General features: G+C 71.0%; 19 protein-coding genes and 1 tRNA gene. 8 read left to right on the forward strand and 12 right to left on the reverse strand.

The features are described 5' to 3' along the window. The first annotated feature begins 24 nt into the window (after positions 1–24). From PSEJ35_RS0108050 to PSEJ35_RS0108085, 8 genes are all read left to right on the forward strand, one after another. Positions 25–792 carry a class I SAM-dependent methyltransferase gene (locus PSEJ35_RS0108050; RefSeq protein WP_028917337.1) on the forward strand — a complete coding sequence of 256 codons (768 nt, stop codon included), beginning with the start codon at positions 25–27 and terminating at the stop codon, positions 790–792. A 5-nt stretch (positions 793–797) separates the two neighbouring features. Further along, complete coding sequence (locus PSEJ35_RS0108055) at positions 798–1538, forward strand: metallophosphoesterase family protein (RefSeq protein WP_028917338.1); 741 nt, start codon at positions 798–800, stop codon at positions 1536–1538. 132 nt (positions 1539–1670) lie between these two features. Beyond that, on the forward strand, positions 1671–1952 hold the full coding sequence (locus PSEJ35_RS0108060) for a DUF4190 domain-containing protein (protein WP_028917339.1): 282 nt from the start codon (positions 1671–1673) through the stop codon (positions 1950–1952). A gap of 6 nt (positions 1953–1958) precedes the next feature. Continuing rightward, a complete protein-coding gene (locus PSEJ35_RS0108065) occupies positions 1959–3005 on the forward strand; it encodes a quinone-dependent dihydroorotate dehydrogenase (protein WP_028917340.1) in 1047 nt (348 codons plus the stop codon). Continuing rightward, positions 3002–4057 carry a UDP-N-acetylmuramate dehydrogenase gene (gene murB, locus PSEJ35_RS0108070; RefSeq protein WP_028917341.1) on the forward strand — a complete coding sequence of 352 codons (1056 nt, stop codon included), beginning with the start codon at positions 3002–3004 and terminating at the stop codon, positions 4055–4057. The genes PSEJ35_RS0108065 and murB overlap by 4 nt, the downstream gene beginning before the upstream one ends. Positions 4058–4061: 4 nt before the next feature. Further along, positions 4062–4982: a DMT family transporter gene (locus PSEJ35_RS0108075; protein WP_028917342.1), complete on the forward strand. Its 921-nt coding sequence runs from the start codon at positions 4062–4064 to the stop codon at positions 4980–4982. A 127-nt stretch (positions 4983–5109) separates the two neighbouring features. After that, positions 5110–5186: transfer RNA gene (locus tag PSEJ35_RS0108080), tRNA-Pro, on the forward strand. Positions 5187–5280: 94 nt separating this feature from the next. Beyond that, the gene (locus PSEJ35_RS0108085; protein ID WP_028917343.1) at positions 5281–6537 is read left to right on the forward strand and encodes an MFS transporter; all 1257 of its coding nucleotides are present in this window, start codon (positions 5281–5283) and stop codon (positions 6535–6537) included. Between the two features lie 857 nt (positions 6538–7394). On the opposite strand, the gene PSEJ35_RS0108090 is transcribed toward PSEJ35_RS0108085, so the two are convergent. The 12 genes from PSEJ35_RS0108090 to PSEJ35_RS15775 all read right to left on the reverse strand — a co-directional run bounded on the left by PSEJ35_RS0108090 (position 7395) and on the right by PSEJ35_RS15775 (position 19289). Continuing rightward, the gene (locus PSEJ35_RS0108090; protein ID WP_028917344.1) at positions 7395–8663 is read right to left on the reverse strand and encodes a glutamate-5-semialdehyde dehydrogenase; all 1269 of its coding nucleotides are present in this window, start codon (positions 8661–8663) and stop codon (positions 7395–7397) included. Between the two features lie 37 nt (positions 8664–8700). Then, on the reverse strand, positions 8701–9846 hold the full coding sequence (proB, locus tag PSEJ35_RS0108095) for a glutamate 5-kinase (RefSeq protein WP_028917345.1): 1146 nt from the start codon (positions 9844–9846) through the stop codon (positions 8701–8703). Positions 9847–9850: 4 nt separating this feature from the next. After that, positions 9851–10123 (reverse strand): YciI family protein, encoded by a 273-nt coding sequence (locus PSEJ35_RS0108100; RefSeq protein ID WP_028917346.1) that lies wholly within the window; start codon positions 10121–10123, stop codon positions 9851–9853. 102 nt (positions 10124–10225) lie between these two features. Next, positions 10226–11521 (reverse strand): argininosuccinate lyase, encoded by a 1296-nt coding sequence (gene argH / locus PSEJ35_RS0108105; protein WP_028917347.1) that lies wholly within the window; start codon positions 11519–11521, stop codon positions 10226–10228. Beyond that, entirely contained in the window at positions 11514–12485 is a 972-nt protein-coding gene (gene argC / locus PSEJ35_RS0108110) for an N-acetyl-gamma-glutamyl-phosphate reductase (RefSeq protein WP_028917348.1), read from the reverse strand. Before argC ends, argH begins: the two co-directional genes overlap by 8 nt. Then, entirely contained in the window at positions 12482–13090 is a 609-nt protein-coding gene (locus PSEJ35_RS0108115; RefSeq protein ID WP_028917349.1) for a GNAT family N-acetyltransferase, read from the reverse strand. The genes argC and PSEJ35_RS0108115 overlap by 4 nt, the downstream gene beginning before the upstream one ends. A gap of 1 nt (position 13091) precedes the next feature. Then, complete coding sequence (locus tag PSEJ35_RS0108120) at positions 13092–14423, reverse strand: acetylglutamate kinase (protein ID WP_028917350.1); 1332 nt, start codon at positions 14421–14423, stop codon at positions 13092–13094. A gap of 56 nt (positions 14424–14479) precedes the next feature. Then, on the reverse strand, positions 14480–15580 hold the full coding sequence (locus PSEJ35_RS0108125) for an acetylornithine deacetylase (RefSeq protein ID WP_028917351.1): 1101 nt from the start codon (positions 15578–15580) through the stop codon (positions 14480–14482). Positions 15581–15591: 11 nt separating this feature from the next. Continuing rightward, the gene (locus PSEJ35_RS0108130; protein WP_028917352.1) at positions 15592–16035 is read right to left on the reverse strand and encodes a GNAT family N-acetyltransferase; all 444 of its coding nucleotides are present in this window, start codon (positions 16033–16035) and stop codon (positions 15592–15594) included. Positions 16036–16115: 80 nt separating this feature from the next. After that, complete coding sequence (locus tag PSEJ35_RS0108135; RefSeq protein ID WP_028917353.1) at positions 16116–17363, reverse strand: argininosuccinate synthase; 1248 nt, start codon at positions 17361–17363, stop codon at positions 16116–16118. 96 nt (positions 17364–17459) lie between these two features. Continuing rightward, a complete protein-coding gene (locus tag PSEJ35_RS0108140) occupies positions 17460–18473 on the reverse strand; it encodes an N-acetylornithine carbamoyltransferase (RefSeq protein WP_028917354.1) in 1014 nt (337 codons plus the stop codon). 279 nt (positions 18474–18752) lie between these two features. Continuing rightward, a complete protein-coding gene (locus PSEJ35_RS15775; RefSeq protein ID WP_037082794.1) occupies positions 18753–19289 on the reverse strand; it encodes a hypothetical protein in 537 nt (178 codons plus the stop codon). Between the last annotated feature and the right edge of the window lie 52 nt (positions 19290–19341).

Raw genomic sequence — 19341 nt, forward strand, 5'->3', positions numbered from 1 at the left:
GCAGCCCCACGAGCGAGGCCACCGATGAGCGACCTCTCCCCCACCGCGCGCTTCACCGACCGCGTCGCCGACTACGTCCGCTACCGGCCCGACTACCCGCCGGCCCTGCTACGCTGGCTGCACGAGGTGCAGGGCGTGGCGCCGACGTGGACCGTCGCCGACATCGGCGCCGGCACCGGCATCTCCTCGAAGATGTTCCTCGACGCCGGCCACCCGGTGGTGGCGGTCGAACCCAACGCCGCCATGCGCCAGGCCGCGCAGGACCGGCTCGGTGCCGACCCGCGCTTCCGCGCCGTCGACGGCCGCGCCGAGGCCACCGGCCTGGCCGACGCCAGCGTCGATCTAGTCAGCGCCGCGCAGGCCTTCCACTGGTTCGACCAGCAGGCGGTGAAGCCGGAGTGGCGGCGGATCCTGCGCCGCGACGGCCTGGTCGCGGTGTACTGGAACACCCGCCGGCTGGCCGGCACGCCGTTCCTGGAAGGCTACGAACGGCTGCTTCTGGAATACGGCACCGACTACAGCAGCGTGGCCGAACGCTACGGCGACGACGCGCACATGCGCCGCTGGTTCGGCGCCGGCATGCGCGGGGTGGCCAGCTTCCCGCATGCGCAGCGGCTGGACTTCAACAGCCTCAAGGGCCGCCTGCTGTCCTCGTCCTACGCCCCGCGCGAAGGCCATCCGCGCCACGCGCCGATGCTGGAGGCGCTGCGCCGCCTGTTCGACGCCACCGCGGTCGACGGCACCGTCGACTTCGCCTACGACACCCGCGTCTTCGCCGGCGTGCCGGAGTGAGCCGGATGCGCCTGGCCGCGATCTCCGACATCCACGGCAACCTGCCGGCGCTGGACGCGGTACTGGCCGACATCGCCCGCCGCGGCTGCGACCTGGTGGTGAACCTGGGCGACATCGTCTCCGGCCCGCTGTGGCCGCGCGAGACCCTCGAGCGCCTGCTGCCGCTGCAGCTGCCGACCATCGCCGGCAACCACGAGCGCCAGCTGCCCGGCGAACCGGCGACGCTGGCCCCTTCCGACGCGCACGCGCGCCAGGCGCTGTCGCCGGCCCAGCTGGAGTGGATCGCCGCCCTGCCGCCGCTGCTGCGCATCGAGGACGTGCTGCTGTGCCACGGCACGCCCGGCAGCGACCTCGACTACCTGCTGGAAGACCTCGACCCGCCGTCCATCCGGCCCAGCGCGGCCACCGCCGTGGCGGCACGGCTGCAGCAGCCGCTGGCCGACGATGCCGGCCTGGTGCTGTGCGGCCATTCGCACACCCCGCGCCTGCTGCGCCTGGACGATGGGCGCCTGGCCTGCAATCCGGGCAGCGTGGGCCTGCCGGCGTTCACCACCGGTTATCCGGTCCCGCACCAGGTCGGGACCGGCACACCGGATGCGCGCTACGCGCTGCTGGAACGCCGCGGAGGCCGCTGGGAGGGCCAGCTGCTGGCCGTGCCCTACGACCACGCCACGGCGGCGGCACGCGCCGCCAGCCTGGGTCGCCCGGACTGGGACTTCGCCCTGCGCCACGGGCGGATGCCGTGAGCCACGACGCGGCCGCCTGGCCGCCATGGGCGACCCGGCCCGTGTTTCTGGAATAATCTGCGCGCACACCGCCCCCCCACGGTCGACTCCCCCGCAGGACACCCCCGTGTCCTGGCCTGCCCCGAGGCCTGCATGAACCAGATCCGCCGTACCAGCAACCTAGCCATCGTCAGCCTCGTCTGCGGGGTCCTGGGCTGGACGCTCGCCCCGTTCCTCGGTTCGATCATCGCCATCGTCACCGGCCACATGGCCCGCGCGGAGATCCGCAGGAGCGCCGGCGACCTCGACGGCGACGGCCTGGCCGTGGCCGGGCTGGTGCTGGGCTGGCTCGCGGTGGGGCTGACCCTGGTCGGCATCTTCATCGTGTTCGCGTTCCTGGGCGGGATCGCCTGGCTGGCCGCCCTCAACTCCTGACCGCCGATGTATTCGATCGCCCGACCGTTCCTGTTCGGCCTGGACGCCGAGCTCGCGCACAAGACCGCGCTCAAATCCCTGGACCTGGCCTGGCGCACCGGCACCATCGGCCTGGTCGCCGAACGCCGCCCGCCCCTGCCCACGCGGGTGTTCGGCCTCAAGTTCCCCAACCCGGTCGGCCTGGCCGCCGGCCTGGACAAGAACGGCGAACACATCGACGCGCTGCTGGCGCTGGGCTTCGGCTTCATCGAGATCGGCACGGTCACGCCGCGGCCGCAGCCGGGCAACCCGAAGCCGCGCCTGTTCCGGCTGGTCCGCGACCAGGCCCTGGTCAACCGCATGGGCTTCAACAACGCCGGCGTCGACGCGCTGGTGCGCAACGTCGAGCGTGCCCAGCGCAAGGGCGGCCTGCTCGGCATCAACATCGGCAAGAACAAGGACACCCCCAACGAGGACGCGGCGGTCGACTACGTGCACTGCCTGGAGCGGGTCTACCCGCTGGCCGACTACGTCACCGTCAACATCTCCTCGCCCAATACCGCCGGCCTGCGCGAGCTGCAGGAGGAGCAGGCGCTGCGCCGCCTGGTCGGCTCCCTGCGCGAGGCGCAGGAGCGGCTGGCCGTGCGCCACGACCGGCGCGTGCCGGTGCTGGTCAAGATCGCCCCGGACCTCAGCGACAGCGACATCGACGCGGCCGCGCGCGTGCTGTCGGACCTGGAAGTGGACGGCGTGATCGCCACCAACACCACCACCGCGCGCACCGCGGTGCAGGGCCACCGCCACGCCAACGAGGCCGGCGGGCTTTCCGGCGCGCCGCTGATGGGCCAGTCGACCCTGGTGCTGCGCCGCCTGCGTACGCGTCTGCCCGAGTCGATCCCGCTGGTCGGCGTGGGCGGGATCATGTCCGGCGCCGACGCGGTGGCGAAGATGGCCGCCGGCGCCAGCCTGGTGCAGTGCTACAGCGGCCTGATCTACCGCGGTCCGGCGCTGGTCGGCGAATGCGTGGAGGCGATGCGCCGGCGCAAGGAATCGCCGAGCGGCGGCACGGCATGACCGCGCTGTACCGACTGCAGCGCGACGCCGACCTGACCAAGCGCAATACCTTCGGGGTGCCCGCCCGGGCACCCTGGCTGCTGGAAGTCAACGACCTGTCGACCCTGGGCGAGGCGCTGGACCTGCCCCAGCTGCGCGGCCTGCCGCTGCTGATGCTCGGCGGCGGCAGCAACCTGCTGTTCGCCGGCGACGCGCCGGGCACCGTGGTGGCACTGGGCGCCTCGGCGCTGGCGGTGGTGGCCGACGATGGCGAACGCGTGCGCGTGCGCGCGGAGGCCGGTGCGAACTGGCATGCGCTGGTGATGTGGAGCCTCGACCAGGGCCTGTGCGGCCTTGAGAACCTGGCGCTGATCCCCGGCAGCGTCGGCGCCGCGCCGATCCAGAACATCGGCGCCTACGGCGTGGAAGTGGGCGACCGCATCGTCGCGGTCGAGGCCTGGGACCGCCAGATGGCGAGCCGCGTGCGCCTGGATCGCGAGGCCTGCGCGTTCGGCTATCGCGACAGCGCGTTCAAGCGCGATCCGGAACGCTGGATCGTCACCGCGGTGGAATTCGAGCTGCTGCGTCCGCGCACGCCCGTCGAGGCGCCGCTGCGCCTGGACTATGCCGGCATCGGCGAGGAACTGGCCGCCACCGGCGTGCAGGCGCCGACCGCCCGCGACGTGGCCGAGGCGGTGATCCGCATCCGCCGGCGCAAGCTTCCCGATCCGGCGCGGATCGGCAACGCCGGCAGTTTCTTCAAGAACCCGATCGTGCCGCTGGCGCAGGCCGAGACGCTGCGCGCCGAGCACCCTCGCCTGCCGGTGTTCCCCGGCGACGCCGGACCGAACCGCAAGCTGTCGGCGGCGTGGCTGATCGACGCCTGCGGCTGGAAGGGTGCGCGCCGCGGCGACGCCGGCGTGTCCGATGCGCATGCGCTGGTGCTGGTCAACCACGGCGCCGCCAGCGGCACGCAGCTGCTGGAACTGGCCCGCGCGATCGCGGCTTCGGTGCACGCACGCTTCGGCGTGGCACTGGAACCGGAACCGCGGGTGGTCGGGGATCGCTGGTAAGGCCATGGCCACCGCCGCGCCGTCCGCTTCCACGCACTGGCGCGCCGCCTGGCTGATGCTCGGCAGCACAGTGCTGTTCGGGATGATGGCGGTGGTGATCCGCCTGGCGTCCGCCAGCCTGCACACCTTCGAGATCGCCTTCTTCCGCAACTTCTTCGGCCTGGCGGTGGCGCTGCCGCTGCTGCTGCGTCACGGCCCGGGACTGCTGCGCACCCGCCAGTTCCCGCGCTACCTGTTCCGCTGCATGATCGGCATCGCCTCGATGCTGGCCGGCTTCTGGGCGATCGGCCACCTGCCGCTGGCGCAGGCGGTGTCGCTGTCGTATTCCACGCCGCTGTTCGTGACCATCGCCGCGGCGGCGCTGCTGGGCGAGCAGGTGCGCGCGCGGCGCTGGATCGCGGTGGCGCTGGGCTTCGCCGGCGTGCTGCTGATCGTGCGCCCCGGCTCGACGGACTTCAGCATGGGCACGCTGGTGGCGCTGCTGGCGGCACTGCTGTCGAGCATCGTCGCCATCCAGATCAAGCAACTGTCGGCCACCGAACCGGCCGACCGCATCGTGCTGTGGACCACCCTGCTGTGGGTGCCGATGTCGCTGGTGCCGGCGCTGGGCGTGTGGACCTGGCCGCAGGGCATCACCTGGCTGTGGGTGGTCGCGGCCGGCCTGTTCGGTACCGGCGGGCACATGCTGTGGACGCGCGCGCTCAAGCTCGGCGAAGTCTCGGCGCTGACCCCGATCAGCTTCATGCAGCTGCCGATCGTCGGCGCGATGGGCTGGCTGCTGTTCGACGAGACCTTCGACCGCTGGAACCTGGCCGGCGCGCTGGTGATCCTCGGCGCGAACGCGTACATCGCCCATCGCGAGGCCACGCTGGCCCGCCGCGCCGCGTCCGGCGCGGCGTCGGCGGCGGCCAAGCCGGGCGAGTAGTGGCCGGCCGCGGGCGCGCCGGCCGCGAACCGCCCACGTGGTGGCCGCCCGGACGGCCGGAAGACGAAAAATTTTCTCCGGAAAGCTTGCCGACCCGATCTTCGACCAGTACAATTTGCGGCCTTGTCGGGGTGTAGCTCAGGCTGGTAGAGCGCTACGTTCGGGACGTAGAGGTCGCAGGTTCGAATCCTGTCTCCCCGACCAATCCAAAAGCGGTAAGCGGAACCGGCCTTGCGCCGGTTTTTTGCTATCCGGGCCCCGCGCCCGCCGTCGTGCCGCTGCCCTTCCTCCGGAACCAATGAACAGCGCCACTCCTTCGCCGCGCGGCGACGCGGCCCACACTTCCGGCCGCCTGCTGGTCCTCGCGGGCATCCTGCTGTCGGCGTTCAACCTGCGTACCGCGGTGACCTCGCTGACGCCGCTGCTGGACGTGCTCGGCACGGAGTTCGGTTTCGGCCCGGCGATCGCCGGCGTGCTGGGCATGGTGCCGACCGCGGCGTTCGCCGTGGCCGGCGTCGGCACGCCGCGCCTGGCGCATCGGCTGGGGCTGGAACGCACCGCGGTGCTGTCGATGGCCCTGGCGGCCAGCGGTCTGCTGTGGCGTTCGCTCACCGGCGGCACCGGCGGACTGCTCGCGGCATCGGCGGTGGCGCTGGCCGGCATGGGCATCGGCAACGTGATCCTGCCGCCGCTGGTGAAGCGCTATTTCCCCGACCGCATCGGCCTGGTCAGTTCGCTGTACATCACCGTGCTGCAGGTCGGCACGATCCTGCCGGCGCTGCTGGCGGTGCCGATCGCGGAAGCCGCCGGCTGGCGCGTGTCGATGGGCGCGTGGATGCTGGTGGCCACGGTGGCGATGCTGCCGTGGCTGGGCGTGCTGCGTGCCGAACGGCGGCCCGACAGCGGGCTGGCGCGCGTGCATGACCACGCGGTGGTACCCGGCGACGCGGCACCGGAGTTGCCTGCCCCCGCGCGCGGTCGGGTCTGGCGCACGGCGCTGGGCTGGGGCATGGCGCTGATGTTCGGCATGACCTCGCTGGTGAGCTACGCGATGTTCACCTGGCTGCCGAAGCTGATGGTGGACGCCGGCGGCAGTGCGGCGTTCGGCGGGGTGATGGTGGCGCTGTTCTCCGGGCTCGGCCTGGTCGCGGCGCTGGGCGTGCCGGCGCTGGCGTCGCGCCTGCGCAATCCGTTCCCGCTGGCCCTGGCCGGCGGCATCCTCAACCTGGTCTCGTTCGTGGGGCTGCTGTGGGCGCCGATGGCGGCGCCGGTGCTGTGGGTGGTCCTGCTCGGGCTGGCCCCGCTCACCTTCCCGCTGTCGCTGACGCTGGTGAACCTGCGCACGCGCAGTCCCGCCGGGTCGGCGGCACTGTCGGGCTTCATGCAGGGCGCGGGCTATGGCTTCAGCTGCCTGGGCCCGCTGCTGTTCGGGCTGCTGCACGAGTACAGCGGCGGCTGGACGCTGCCGTTCGCGTTCCTGGCGCTGTGCGTGGTCGTGATGCTCGCCGGTGCCTGGCAGGCCTGCCGGCCGGGCGTGCTCGAGGAGCGCTGGTAAAGCTCGCGATCCATGCGTGGTCGCAGGTCGTGAGCCGCGTCCGCTGCCGTCCTGCTTGATGGCACCCCGAGCAACGACAACGGCAACGCGCGGACTTCGGATGGAGCCACGGCAGCGCGGGGGTATGGCGCATCGCGCGGTTCCACGTCCTGCTCCAACGCGCGACCGCGGCACATCCATGTGCCGCTTGCGCCGCGCCGGGAATGAGCCCGGGCGCTGGCGACGTCTGGCGCGTCGCCACGCACCAGCTTTCCAACCGCATCATCCAGCGAGACGCTTCGCCATGCCCGCGCTACCGCGTCTTCGGGTGTGTTCCGGTCGCGGCTTCGTTCCTGTCTCCCTTCTCTTCCGGAGGGCCATGACACGGCGCGCTTCTTGCAGAGCGGGGCTTGCCCCGCTGCTTTTCATGCGCGCTGGAACATCAGGCGGGGGAGTCGGGCAAGCCCGACTCTACAGGGGCAGCTCGCTCCCGGCCCTGCGAGCGGTGGGATGACGGGCTTTCCTCGACGTCGATAGAAGCCATGGCCGCAAAGCGCCCGGAGGACGTCGCCCCAAGGGGGCGGGCGCAAGCAGGCCATGGATGGCCTGCGGTCGCGCGTTGGAGCCATGGACGGCGGAACCGCGCGATGCGCCAGCCCCCTTGGGGCGGCGGCCCCGCCCGGAACCAACCACCCCAATGCTGTTGCTGTTGCGGTCGCTTTGCGCTGTCGCGCCTACGCGGGCGTCACGGTTGCCGGCGGCTGTCGTTGCCGGACGCCGGCCACGGGGCGGGTCCGTTCGACAGATGGAAGAGCAGCGGGGCGAGCCCCGCTCTACAGGGGCACCAACCGCGGGCGGCCGGCCAGGGCGCAGCGCCGTTACGTCGATCCGAGCAGGTCCGGGTGCCTCACCTGCCCCTCGCCGCGGACGACGAAGCGCTCGACGGTGAGGGCTTCCAGGCCCATCGGGCCGTAGGAATGCAGGCGCGTGGTGGAGATGCCGATCTCGGCGCCCAGACCGAGCTCGCCGCCGTCGGAGAAGCGCGAGGAAGCGTTGACCATGATCACCGCCGAGCGCAGCGCCTGGACGAAGCGCTCGGCGTGGCTGGCGTCGGCGGTGACGATCACCTCGGTGTGGTCGGAGGTGTAGCGCTGGATGTGTTCGATGGCCTGCTCGAGGTCGTCGACCACGCGCACCGCCAGGATCAGGTCCAGGTACTCGGCGGCATAGTCGTCCTCGGTCGCCTCGACCAGGTCCGGGACGATCGCGCGGCTGCGCTCGCAGCCGCGCAGTTCGACGCCGCGTTCGCGCAGCTCGCGCGCCGCGCGCGGCAGGAACGAGGCAGCCACGTCGGCATGGACCAGCAGGGTTTCCAGCGAATTGCACGCGGCCGGGCGCGAGACCTTGCCGTCGACCAGCAGGTCCATCGCCAGGCCGAGGTCGGCGGGCGCGTCGACGTACTGGTGGCACACGCCCTTGTAGTGCTTGATCACCGGCACGCGCGCGTGTTCGGCGACGAAGCGGATCAGGCCCTCGCCGCCGCGCGGGATCACCAGGTCGACGATCCCGTTGAGCTGGACCAGCTCCAGGATGGTTTCGCGGCGCAGGTCCTCGACCAGGGTGACCACCGCTTCCGGCAGGCCGGCTTCGCGCAGGGCGCGCTTGAGCGCGGCGGCGATGGCGGTGTTGGAATGGATCGCCTCCGAGCCGCCGCGCAGGATCACCGCGTTGCCGGCCTTCAGGCACAGCGCGGCGGCGTCGGCGGTCACGTTCGGGCGCGCTTCGTAGATCATCGCGATCACGCCCAGCGGCACGCGCACGCGTTCGACATGGATGCCATTGGGACGCTCGTAGGCACGGGTCACCTGACCGACCGGGTCCTGCAGCGCAGCGACCTCGCGCAGCGCATCGGCGACGCCCTGCAGGCGCTTTTCGTCCAGGCGCAGGCGGTCCTGCATGGCGCTGCCGACGCCCTTCGCCGCGGCGGCCTCGATGTCGCGCGCGTTAGCCGCGAGGATGGCCGCGGCGTCGGCCTCCAGCGCGTCGGCCATCGCCCGCAGCAGTGCGTTCTTCCCGTCCGTGCCCAGCGCAGCGATGGCCAGCGCCGCGTCGCGTGCCTGCAAGGCCTGGGTCCTGATGTCGGTCATGGTGGCGCCCGTTCCTGTGGGGTGGAATCGCGACAGCCTAGAGCAGCACCAGGTCGTCGCGGTGGATCACGTTGCCGCCATAGTTGTAGCCGAGGACGGCCTCGATGTCGCGCGAGTGGCGGCCGGCGATGCGGCGCACGTCCACCGCGGAGTACTGGCTGAGGCCGCGGGCGATGCGGCGCTCGCCGGCGCCATCGCGCAGCACCACCTCGACCATGTCGCCGCGGCGGAACTCGCCCTCGGCGCCGAGCACCCCGCCCGGCAGCAGCGAAGCCCCCTTCCCCGCCAGCGCGGCGGCGGCGCCGGCGTCGACCAGGATCGCGCCCGGCTCCACCGGTGCGTGGCGCAGCCAGTACTTGCGCGCGGCGATGCGGCTGCGCGCGGCGCGGATGCGGGTGCCGTGCAGGCGGTCGTGGGCCAGTTCGCGCACGACCTCGGCGCGGCGGCCGTTGAACAGCACCGTGTCGATGCCGGCCGCGCCGGCCTTGGCCGCCGCTTCCAGCTTGGTGCGCATGCCGCCGGTGCCGACCGCGCTGCCGCTTCCACCGGCCATGGCGAAGACCTCGGCGCCCAGTTCGGCCACCACCGGCACCAGCTTCGCCGCCGGATGGGTGCGCGGGTTGGCCTCGTACAGGCCGTCGATGTCGGTGGCGATGAACAGCACGTCGGCATCGATCAGCGCGGCCACGATCGCGGCGAGGTTGTCGTTGTCGCCGAGCTTGAGCTCGTCCACCGAGACGGTGTCGTTCTCGTTGACCACCGGCAGCGTACCCAGCGCCAGCAGCTCGTTGAGGGTGGCGCGGGCGTTGAGGTAGCGGCGGCGGTTGCGCAGGTCGTCGTGGGTCAGCAGCACCTGCGCCACCGGGCGCTCGAAGAAGCGCTGCCACAACCCGATCAGCTGCGCCTGGCCAAGCGCGGCCAGGGCCTGGCGCGCCGCCATCGTGGCGCCTGCCTCGGCCGCCTTCGGCAGGATCGCGCGGCCGGCGGCGACCGCGCCGGAAGACACGATCACCACCTCGCGTCCGGCGAGGATGCTGGAGGAGACGAACTGGGCCAGGCCCAGGGCGAAACGCGGCGACAGCCCACCGCCGTCGGCGGCGAGCAGGCTGCTGCCGACCTTGAGCACGGCGCGGCGCCAGGCCGGCAGGGATTGCAGGTTCTCGAGCGGGGACGCGGTGTTCATGCGCTCAGCGGCCGCTCCGGTCGGCGAGCTTCCATTCGTGTACGGCGAGGTCCGAGTTTCCTGCCAGCGCCAGCGGATCGGCGTCGACGATGGCCTGCGCCTCGGCCAGGCTGGCCACGCCCTGCAGCACGTAGGCGCCGCTGGTGCCGTCGGCGAAGCCGCCGGCACTGCCCAGCAGGCCGCGCGCGTGCAGCTCGTCCAGGTACGCCAGGTGCGGCGCGACCACCGCCGGATCGAAGTCCGGGCGACGCGTGGCGATGACGAGGTAGTGCTTCATGGTGCTCCTTCCTGTCGGCGATCCCTGGTGCACTGCCGCGGGCAGCGTGCTGCCCGCGTTACCGCGGTACCTGCCGGCGTCGGGCGCCGGCCGGCCGATGCTTCAGGCCAGCGCGGCCCAGCGCGACTCGAGCTCCGCCAGGCGCAGGTCGGCCGCCGCGCCCGGCGAGGTGCGCGCGGCCAGGCTGCCTTCCGGGGTCCTGCCCTGCCCGGCCGAATCGGCCGAAGCCGCGGCCGCCTTGTAGGCTTCGCGGAACGGCACGCCGGCGATGGCCGCTTCGACCGCGACGTCGGTGGCGTACATTCCGGAGTCGATCGCCGCGCGCAGTCTTTCCTCGCGCCATTCCAGGTTGGCCAGCAGCGCCGGCAGCAGCTCGAGCGCGGCCAGGCCGCGGCTGAAGCCGTGGAAGATCGCGCCCTTGGAAGCCTGCAGATCGCGCTGGTAACCCGAAGGCAGCGACAGCAGCTGCTCGATCTCGGTGCGCGCGGCGGCCACGCTGGCGTGGGTGGCGCGCATCAGCTCGATCACATCCGGGTTGCGCTTGTTCGGCATGATCGAGCTGCCGGTGGTGTACTGCGCCGGCAGCGATACGAAGCCGAACTCGGCGGTGGTGTACAGCGACAGGTCCCAGGCCAGGCGGCGCAGGTCCAGGGTGGCGCTGCCGAGGGCTTCCAGCGCGGCCAGCTCGAACTTGCCACGCGAAAGCTGGGCATAGACCGGGCTGACCTGCATGCGCGCGAAGCCCAGCGCCTGCGTGGTGTGTTCGCGGTCCAGTCTGAGGTTCACGCCATAGCCGGCGGCGGTGCCCAGCGGGTTGCAATCGACCAGCTTGAAGGTGTCGCTGGCGCGGATCGCGTCGTCGATGAAGGCCTCGGCCCAGCCGGCCCACCACATGCCCGCCGAGGACACCACGGCGCGCTGGATATGGGTGTAACCGGGGATCGGCAGGTCCTTCTCGGCGGCGGCGCGGTCCAGCGCCACCCGCGCGACCTCGCGCGACAGCTGGGCGACGCGGCCCAGCTTCTCCTTCAGCCACAGCCGGGTCGCGACCAGGATCTGGTCGTTGCGGCTGCGGCCGGTATGGATCTTGCGGCCGGCGTCGCCCAGGCGCTCGGTCAGTCGCGCCTCGATCGCCGAATGGCAGTCCTCGTAACGCTCGTCCAGCACGAAGGCGCCGCTGCGGAAGTCGTCGGCGAGGACCGCCAGCTCGCGCTTGAGCCCCTCGAGCTCGTCGGCCGAGAGGATGCCGATGCGCTGCAGGCCTTCGGCGTGCGCGGTGCTGGCGGCGATGTCGTGCAGGAAGAACTCGCGGTCCAGGATCACGTCGTCGCCGGCGAGGAAGCGCTGGATCTGCGCGTCCACCGCCACGCCGGGCTTCTGCCACAGCAGCTCAGACATGGGCACTCTCCTTGAACGCCGGGATCGAGGCCAGCTCGGGCAGCCCCAGCGCGATGTTGATGTTCTGCATGGCCTGGGTGGCCGCGCCCTTGAGCAGGTTGTCGAGGGTGGCCACCACCACCAGGCGCTTGCCGCCCGGGGCCACGGTGAAGCCGCCGATCTCCACGCCATGGCGCCCGGCGATGCGGCTGACCCACGGCGCCTGCTCGACCACGTCCACCAGCGGCTCGCCGGCGTAGCGCTGCTCGTAGCGCGCCCTCACCCAATCGGCCTTCAGCGGTTCGCGCAGCCACATGTTCACGGTCATGGTGATGCCGCGGAAATGCGGCGCCACGTGCGGCATGAACTCCACCGGCACGCGCAGCTGCGAGGACACCTCGCGCTCGTGGATGTGGTCGGCCAGCGCGTACGGCATCAGGTTGTCGCGCAGCAGCCCGGGATTGTTGCGGTCCGAGGGCGTGGTGCCGGCGCCGGAATAGCCGGACACGCCGAAGCACTGCGGCGGGCCGGCCAGGTACTCGAGCATCGGCCAGATCGCCAGCTGCATCGCCGTGGCGTAGCAGCCCGGGTTGCTGATCCGCTTCTGCCCGGCGTAGCTGCCGCGGGTGATCTCCGGCAGGCCGTAGTACCAGGCCGGGTCGAAGCGGTGGTCGGCGGACAGGTCGACGACGATGGTGTCCGGGGCGTTGGCATCGATGCCGGCGACGATCTCGCCGGACTTGCCGTTGGGCAGCGCCAGGACCACCACGTCCGCGCCCTTCGCCGCGATCTGGTCGTGGGCCAGGTTCTCGAAGCGCAGTTCGCCCTGGTAGGCGTCGTTGTGCCCGGCCACGCGCTGGCCGTCCAGCTCGCGCGAGGACACGAACGCCAGTTCCAGCTCCGGGTGCGCCGCCACCAGGCGGATCAGCTCGGCGCCGGTATGCCCGCGCGCGCCGACGATGCCGATGGAATATTTCCTGCTCATGCGTGTGAATCCAGTCGGAAGCGGAGGTGGCTGCGCACCCCCGGCCATTCGGTGTCGAGGATGGAGAACACGACGGTATCGCGCAGCGTCCCGTCGGCGTGCCGCTTGTGGTTGCGCAGGACGCCGTCCTGCTTCGCGCCGAGGCGCGCGATCGCCTGGCGCGACTGCTGGTTGAACCAGCTGGTCTCGAAACAGACCGAAGCGCAGCCCAGGTTCTCGAACGCGTGGCGCAGCAGCATCAGCTTGCACTCGGTGTTCAGCCCGGTGCGCTGCACGCGCGGCGCGTACCAGGTGTAGCCGATGGACAGCCGCGGCACCTCCGGCTCGAGCCCGTACAGGCGCGTGGTGCCGACCACCTCGCCGCTGGCGTCGCGGACCGCGAAGGCCAGCACGCGACCTTCGGCCTGCGCCTCCAGCGCCGCCTCGATGTAGGCGTCGACCCGCCCTGTCGCCGGTACGTTGGTGTACCAGAGCCGGTGCAGCCCGCCCTGCGCGGAGACGGCGCGCAAGGCGTCGGCATGGCTCGCGGCCAGGGGTTCGAGCACGGCGTGCCGCCCCACCAGGGTGGGCACCTCGCGCCAGAGGTTCGCCGATGCGCCGTCCATGTCAGCCGACCAGGGTGGGCAGGCGGGTGCCGCAGTGGGCGACGCAGCGGCCGATGCGGTCCAGGCCGTCGATGCCGTACCAGAACACCTTCCACTTCTCCTGCTTGATGCAGCCGTCGGACTCGGCGTAGTAGAAGATGTTCACCTGGTTGTTGTGGCGCGAGCGCCAGAACAGCTCCGGGGTCTCCTCGCGCATCACGTTCCACACCGCGCGGCCCAGGCCTTCGCCCTGCGCCTCGTCCAGCACCGCGAACTTGTCCAGGTACACGCCCTCGGGGGTGCGCACCAGCACCACCGCGGCGCGGTAGTTCTCGCTGACGTAGGCGCGCAGCAGGTCGGTGCGCTCGAAGTAGTCCGGCACCAGCTCGCGGCCGAAGCTGGACTCGATCAGCGCCTTCATCCGGCCCAGGTCCAGTTCCGCCCACGAAGTGGCGCGCAGCACCCGCTCGCCGCGGCGCACCAGGGTGCCCGAACCGCGGTGGGTGAACAGTTCCTTGGCCAGGTCCGCCGGGCGGGTGATCGAGACCGACGACTCCAGCGGCAGCTTGTCCAGCAGGTCCTTGATCTGCTCGATCTTCACCTTCATGCCGCCGTGGATCCACGGCTGCTGCATCAGATGCTCGTACTCGGTGGACAGGTTGATCGAGTCGATCACCTTGCCCTGCTCGTCCAGCAGGCCGCCGGTGCCGGTGAGGAAGATGATCTTGTACGGCTGCAGCTCGCGGACCAGCTCGTTGGCGGCGAAGTCGGCATTGACGTTGAGGATCTGGCCGCCGGCGGTCTCGCCCAGGCTGGTGATCACCGGGATCGAGCCAGCGCGCAGGCTGGCCTCGATCGGCGCCAGGTTCACGCGCCTGACTTCGCCCACCAGGCCGTAGGTCGCCTGGTCCAGGTACTCGGCCTCGAACACGCCGCCCGTAATGGAGGTGGCGCGCGCGCCGTTGCGCTGCAGCGCCTCGACCAGCTCGAGGTTGGCCGACTGGAACACGCGGCGCACGATCGCCAGCGCCTCGGGCGTGGTCACGCGCAGGCCATTGACCGTCTTCTTCTCGATGCCCGCGGCCGACAGTTCGGCATCCAGCTGCGGACCGGCCCCGTGCAGCACGATCGGGGTCAGGCCCACCTCCTGCAGGAACGACAGCGAGGAGGTCAGGTCGTCCAGCTCGTCGCGCAGCACCGCGCCGCCGACCTTGACCACGGCGAAGCGCTTGGCGTCGACCTGGGAGAAGCGCTTCAGGTACTGGCTGATCTCCTTGGCGCTGGCCATGCTCGACAGCAGGCGCACGATGGTCTGGCGGGTCTGGATCTGGTTGGGGGTGGCGGCAACGTTCACGGGAGGGTTTCGGTTTCGGAAGGAGGCCGGCCTGCGCCGGCGGGTCGGAAGGAGGTTCAGCGCGGGCCGTTGATGATGCGGTCCACCGACGCGGCGTAGCCCTGCAGCTGCGCCAGGGTCACGAACTCGTCGGCGGTGTGCGCCTGGGCGATGTCGCCGGGGCCGTAGACCAGCGCGGTGTAGCCGCCGGCGGAGAACAGCGAGGCCTCGGTCCAGAAGTCCACGGCGTTGCCGATCGGCAGGCCCAGGGCGTCGGCGACGTCGCGGGCGGCCAGCCGGCGTTCCTCGGCGCGGGCGATGTCGCCCGAGGGCAGGCTCGGCCCACGGAAGGTTTCCTCGAAGTGCGCGGCGGCCGGCTCGGCGAATCCGGCGAAGGTGGCCAGCAGCTGGTCCACGTCCATCGACGGCAGCGGACGGAAGCCGAAGCGCAGCTCCGCCTCCGGCGCGATCATGTTGGCCTTGATCCCGCCCTCGATGCGGCCGATGTTGAAGCGCAGGCCGGTGAGGCCGCCGAAGCGCGCATGCGCCAGCGACTGCACGTGGTCCAGCGCGCGGCCGCCCCAGCGCACCGCCTGGTGCAGCGCGCTGGCGGCCGCATCCTGCTGCCCGGAGGCATGGCCGGCGCGACCCTTGAAGCGCATCAGCACCGAGGAGATGCCACGGTGCGCCAGCACCGCCTCGCCCATGGTCGGTTCGGCCACCAGCACCGCCTCGTACGGCACGCCACGCTGGAGGAAGGCGGCGATGCAGCGCGGGTCGTTGGCTTCCTCGTCGGAGGAGAACAGGAAGGCCGCGTCGCCGTCGCCGGCATTGGCGGCGGCCACCAGCGCCGCCGCCGCGCCCTTGATGTCGCACACGCCCAGGCCGACCACGCGGTCATCCAGGCGGCGCATCATGTGCGGGTCGGCGCTCCAGTGCGGCGAATCGGGCACCGTGTCCAGGTGCACGTTGAACAGGTACTTCGGCTTGCCACGCACCGCATACAGGCTGACCGCGCCGGCGCCGTGGTCGACGACCTGCACCTCGAAGCCCGGGAGGTTCGCGCGCAGGTAACCGAAGATCCCGCCCTCGGCGGCGATCGCACGCGGCGGGTTGCGGGTGTCGAAGGACACCAGCCGTTCGAGGTGCGCCAGGGTGGATTGCAGCAGGTCGGTCATGTGCGTCTGTATCAGGAGTGGGAGGCCTGCGCCTGGTAGATGTCCGGGCGCACGATTTCCATCAGGGTCTGTGGCCGGGCCGGCGCCTGGAAGCCGAACTGCGCGTACAGCCCGCGGGTGTCCGAGGTGGCCGGCATGAACCGGCGCAGGCCCTGCAAGCGGGGATGGGCCAGCACCGCGGCCACCAGCTGCTTGCTGTAGCCGCGACCGCGCCAGGCCGGCAGCACGAACACGTCGGCCAGGTAGCCGAAGGTCGCGCCGTCGGTGGTCACCCGGGCGAAGGCCACCTGGCCTTCGCCGTCGAGGTAACCGCCGAAGCACAACGAACCGGCGATCGCCCGCTCCAGCGTCTCCCGCGGAATGCCGCGGCTCCAGTACGCCTCCTGCGAGAGGAAGCGGTGGATCATGTCCACGTCCAGCTCGTCGCGGTCGGTACTGATGCGCAGGCGGTCCATGCTCACGGATTCCTCAGGAGTCGGCCGTGCGGCCGCGCCGGCAGGTCAGCCCCGCCGGCGCCGGCAGCCATGCCGCGTCGTCAGTGGTTGACCTCGGCCCACAGGGTGCTGCTCATGCCGAACAGCTTGATGAAGCCTTCGGCCTCCTCCACGCCCCAGTCGGCCGACTGCGCGTAGGTGGCGCCCTTGGCGTTGAGGATGTGCGGCGAACGGATCGCCACCGCGTCCACGCGACCGCCGCGGGTCTCCAGCACCACCTCGCCGTTCACCTTGGCCTGCGAGGAGGCCAGGAACGCCTCCAGGTCGGTCTTCAGGGGATCGTGGTAGAAGCCTTCGTAGACCAGCTCCACCCACTTGCGCGCCACGTCCGGCTTGAAGCGGTTCTGCTGCTTGCTCAGCACTGCCTCCTCCAGCGCGCGGTGCGCGGCCAGCAGCGCGGTCAGGCCCGGGGCCTCGAACACGATGCGGCCCTTCAGGCCGATCACGGTGTCGCCGGTGTACATGCCGCGGCCGACGCCGTACTGGGCGAACATGGTGTTCAGGCGCGCCAGGATCTTCGCGCCCTCCATCGGCTTGCCGTCCAGCTCGACCGCTTCGCCGTTGACGAACTTCAGGGTCACGCTCAGCGGCTCGGCCGGCCAGGCCGCGCGCGGCGCGCACCAGCCGCGGGCGCCCTCGCCCGGGGCTTCCCACTTGTCGATCTCGCCGCCGGACATGGTCACGCCCAGCAGGTTCTCGTTGATGGTGTAGTTCTTCTGCTTGGCGCGCACCTCGAAGCCGCGCTCCTCGAGGTACTTCTGCTCGTAGGCCCGGGTCTGGGTGTGCTCCTTCTGGATTTCGCGGATCGGGGCGACGATGCGGTAGTCGCCCTGCGCCTTGACCGCCAGGTCGAAGCGGACCTGGTCGTTGCCCATGCCGGTGCAGCCGTGGGCGATGGCATTGGTGCCCAGCTCGGCGGCGCGCTTGAGCGCGGCGTCGACGATCAGGTAACGGTCGGAGACCAGCAGCGGATACTGGCCCTGGTAGCCCTCGCCCGCCCACACGAACGGCTTGACGAAGCCGTCCCAGATCGCGCCGCCGCCGTCGACGGTGACGTGGCTGGCCACGCCCAGCTCCGCGGCGCGCTGCTCGATATACGCGCGCTCCTCGGCGTCCACGCCGCCGGTGTCGGCGAACACGGTGTGCACGTTCCAGCCCTGCTCCTTCAGGTAGGGCACGCAGAAGCTGGTGTCCAAGCCACCGGAGAAGGCCAGGACGATGTCGCGGCTGGTGGCGGCGTTATTGGTGATTGGTGATTGGTGATTGGAAGAAGCGGGCTGCTGCGACATGGGGGACGATCTCTCTCGGAAACCAGTAGAAGGCGATGGAACAGGGGATTCGTGGCTGCTCTTTCAAATCACGAATCACCAGTGACGAATCACGAATCACCGGCCGCGCACCAGCGCGGCCATGACCGCCTTCTGCACATGCAGGCGGTTCTCGGCCTCTTCGATGGCGATGCAGTTGGGCGAGTCCATGACCGCGTCGGTGGCCTTGACGTTGCGGCGCAGCGGCAGGCAGTGGCTGAACACGCCGTTGTTGGTCAGGGCCATCTTGGCCTCGTCGACGATGAAGTGCTTGTACTGGTCGCGGATCGGCTTCTCCGGCTCCCAGTTGCCGAAGTACGGCAGCGCGCCCCAGCTCTTGGCGTAGACCACGTCGGCTCCGCGGTAGGCGTCCTCGATGTCGTGGCTGACCTGGAACGAGCCGCCGCTCTCGGCCACGTTCTGCTGCGCCCAGCCGATGTAGCGTTCGTCGAGGATGTACTCCGGCGTCGGACACAGCAGGGTCACGTCCATGCCCAGGCGGGTGGCGATGGTCAGGGCCGAGTTGGCCACCGCGGTGTTCAGCGGCTTGGGGTGGTAGGTCCAGGTCAGCACGTACTTCCTGCCGCGCAGGTCGCTGGTGCCGAAGTGCTCCTGCAGGGCCAGCGCATGGGCCAGCTCCTGGCAGGGATGGGTGATCGTCTCCATGTTGATCACCGGCACCGTCGAATACCTGGCGAAGGCCTTGAGCACGCGATCCTCGCGGTCGTAGCTCCAGTCCTTGAACTTCGGGAAGGCGCGCACGCCGATCAGGTCGACGTAGCGGGCCAGCACCCGCGCCACCTCGGCGATGTGCTCCTCGGTGTCGCCGTCCATCACCGTGCCCAGGTCGAATTCGATCGGCCACGCGTCCTTGCCCGGCTGCAGGACGATGGCGTGGCCGCCCAGCTGGAACGCGCCCAGCTCGAAGCTGGTGCGGGTACGCATGGACGGGTTGAAGAACACCAGCGCGATCGAGCGCCCCTTGAGCTCGCTGCCCAGCTTGTTGCGCTTGAACAGCGCCGCCTGGGTCAGCAACGCGTCCAGGTCCGGGCGGCTCCAGTCCTGGGTATTGAGGAAGTGCTTGAGCGACATCGATCGTTCCTTGCGGTGGTGACGTTCCGGCGGTGCCGGGGTGTTTTCTTGCGGTTGAAACTTTCCGCGGGGGCCGGAAACGAAAAAACCCAGCCTGGGGCTGGGTTTTCGAACGGACAGCACGACGCTCCGGTCACCCAGCGGAAGTGCGGGATTCCGGTCGGCGCGCACGCGAGGTCATCCCGGAGGCCATCCGGGCGGCGCTGGCGGCGTGCGGCTGCAGGTCGGTGTTCATGAGCCCGCGATGTTCTCACGCACCCGCGGCGGGTGCAAGCGGCATCAGGGCGTCGGGGCCGCCGGCAGGGCCGGTTCCTCTTCCCACGGGGTCACCGAAACCCGGACCCTCAGGCGGTTGCCCGGGTCCTCGGCGAGGCGGGAACGGTACTTGGTGCCCTTGTAGACGTAGTCGACGTCATAGGCGATCGGGCGCTGGAACTGGCGGTCGACCTGGACCAGGCGGCAGTTCTGCCGCGTCGCCGGGGCGTGCACCGGGGCCGGTGCCGGCGCGGGCCGCTGTTCGCCCGAGAAGAAATCCTTGACCGAGTCGACCATGCGGCTGAAGACGCCGGGCTCCTCGCGCTGCGCCGGGCGCTCCACCGGGGCCGGCACCGGGTCGCACTGCTCCTCGGTGCGGGTCGCGCGCAGGGTCTGGTAGACCGGCTCGACGCGCAGCACGTGGGCGTAATCGACCTTGACGTTCTCCACCGGCGACACGCGGAGGCGCTCGGGCGGCGGCTGGGCTGGCTCCTGGGCAGCCATCGCCTGCGGCGAACAGCAGGCCATGCCCAGCAATGACAGTTCCAGCAGACGGCGCATCGGGTCCGGTGACGTCGGTACGGAGGCGCCAGTTTAGGCGGGGCGGCTTGCA

Source organism: Pseudoxanthomonas sp. J35, from assembly GCF_000513995.1.
GTDB lineage: Bacteria > Pseudomonadota > Gammaproteobacteria > Xanthomonadales > Xanthomonadaceae > Pseudoxanthomonas.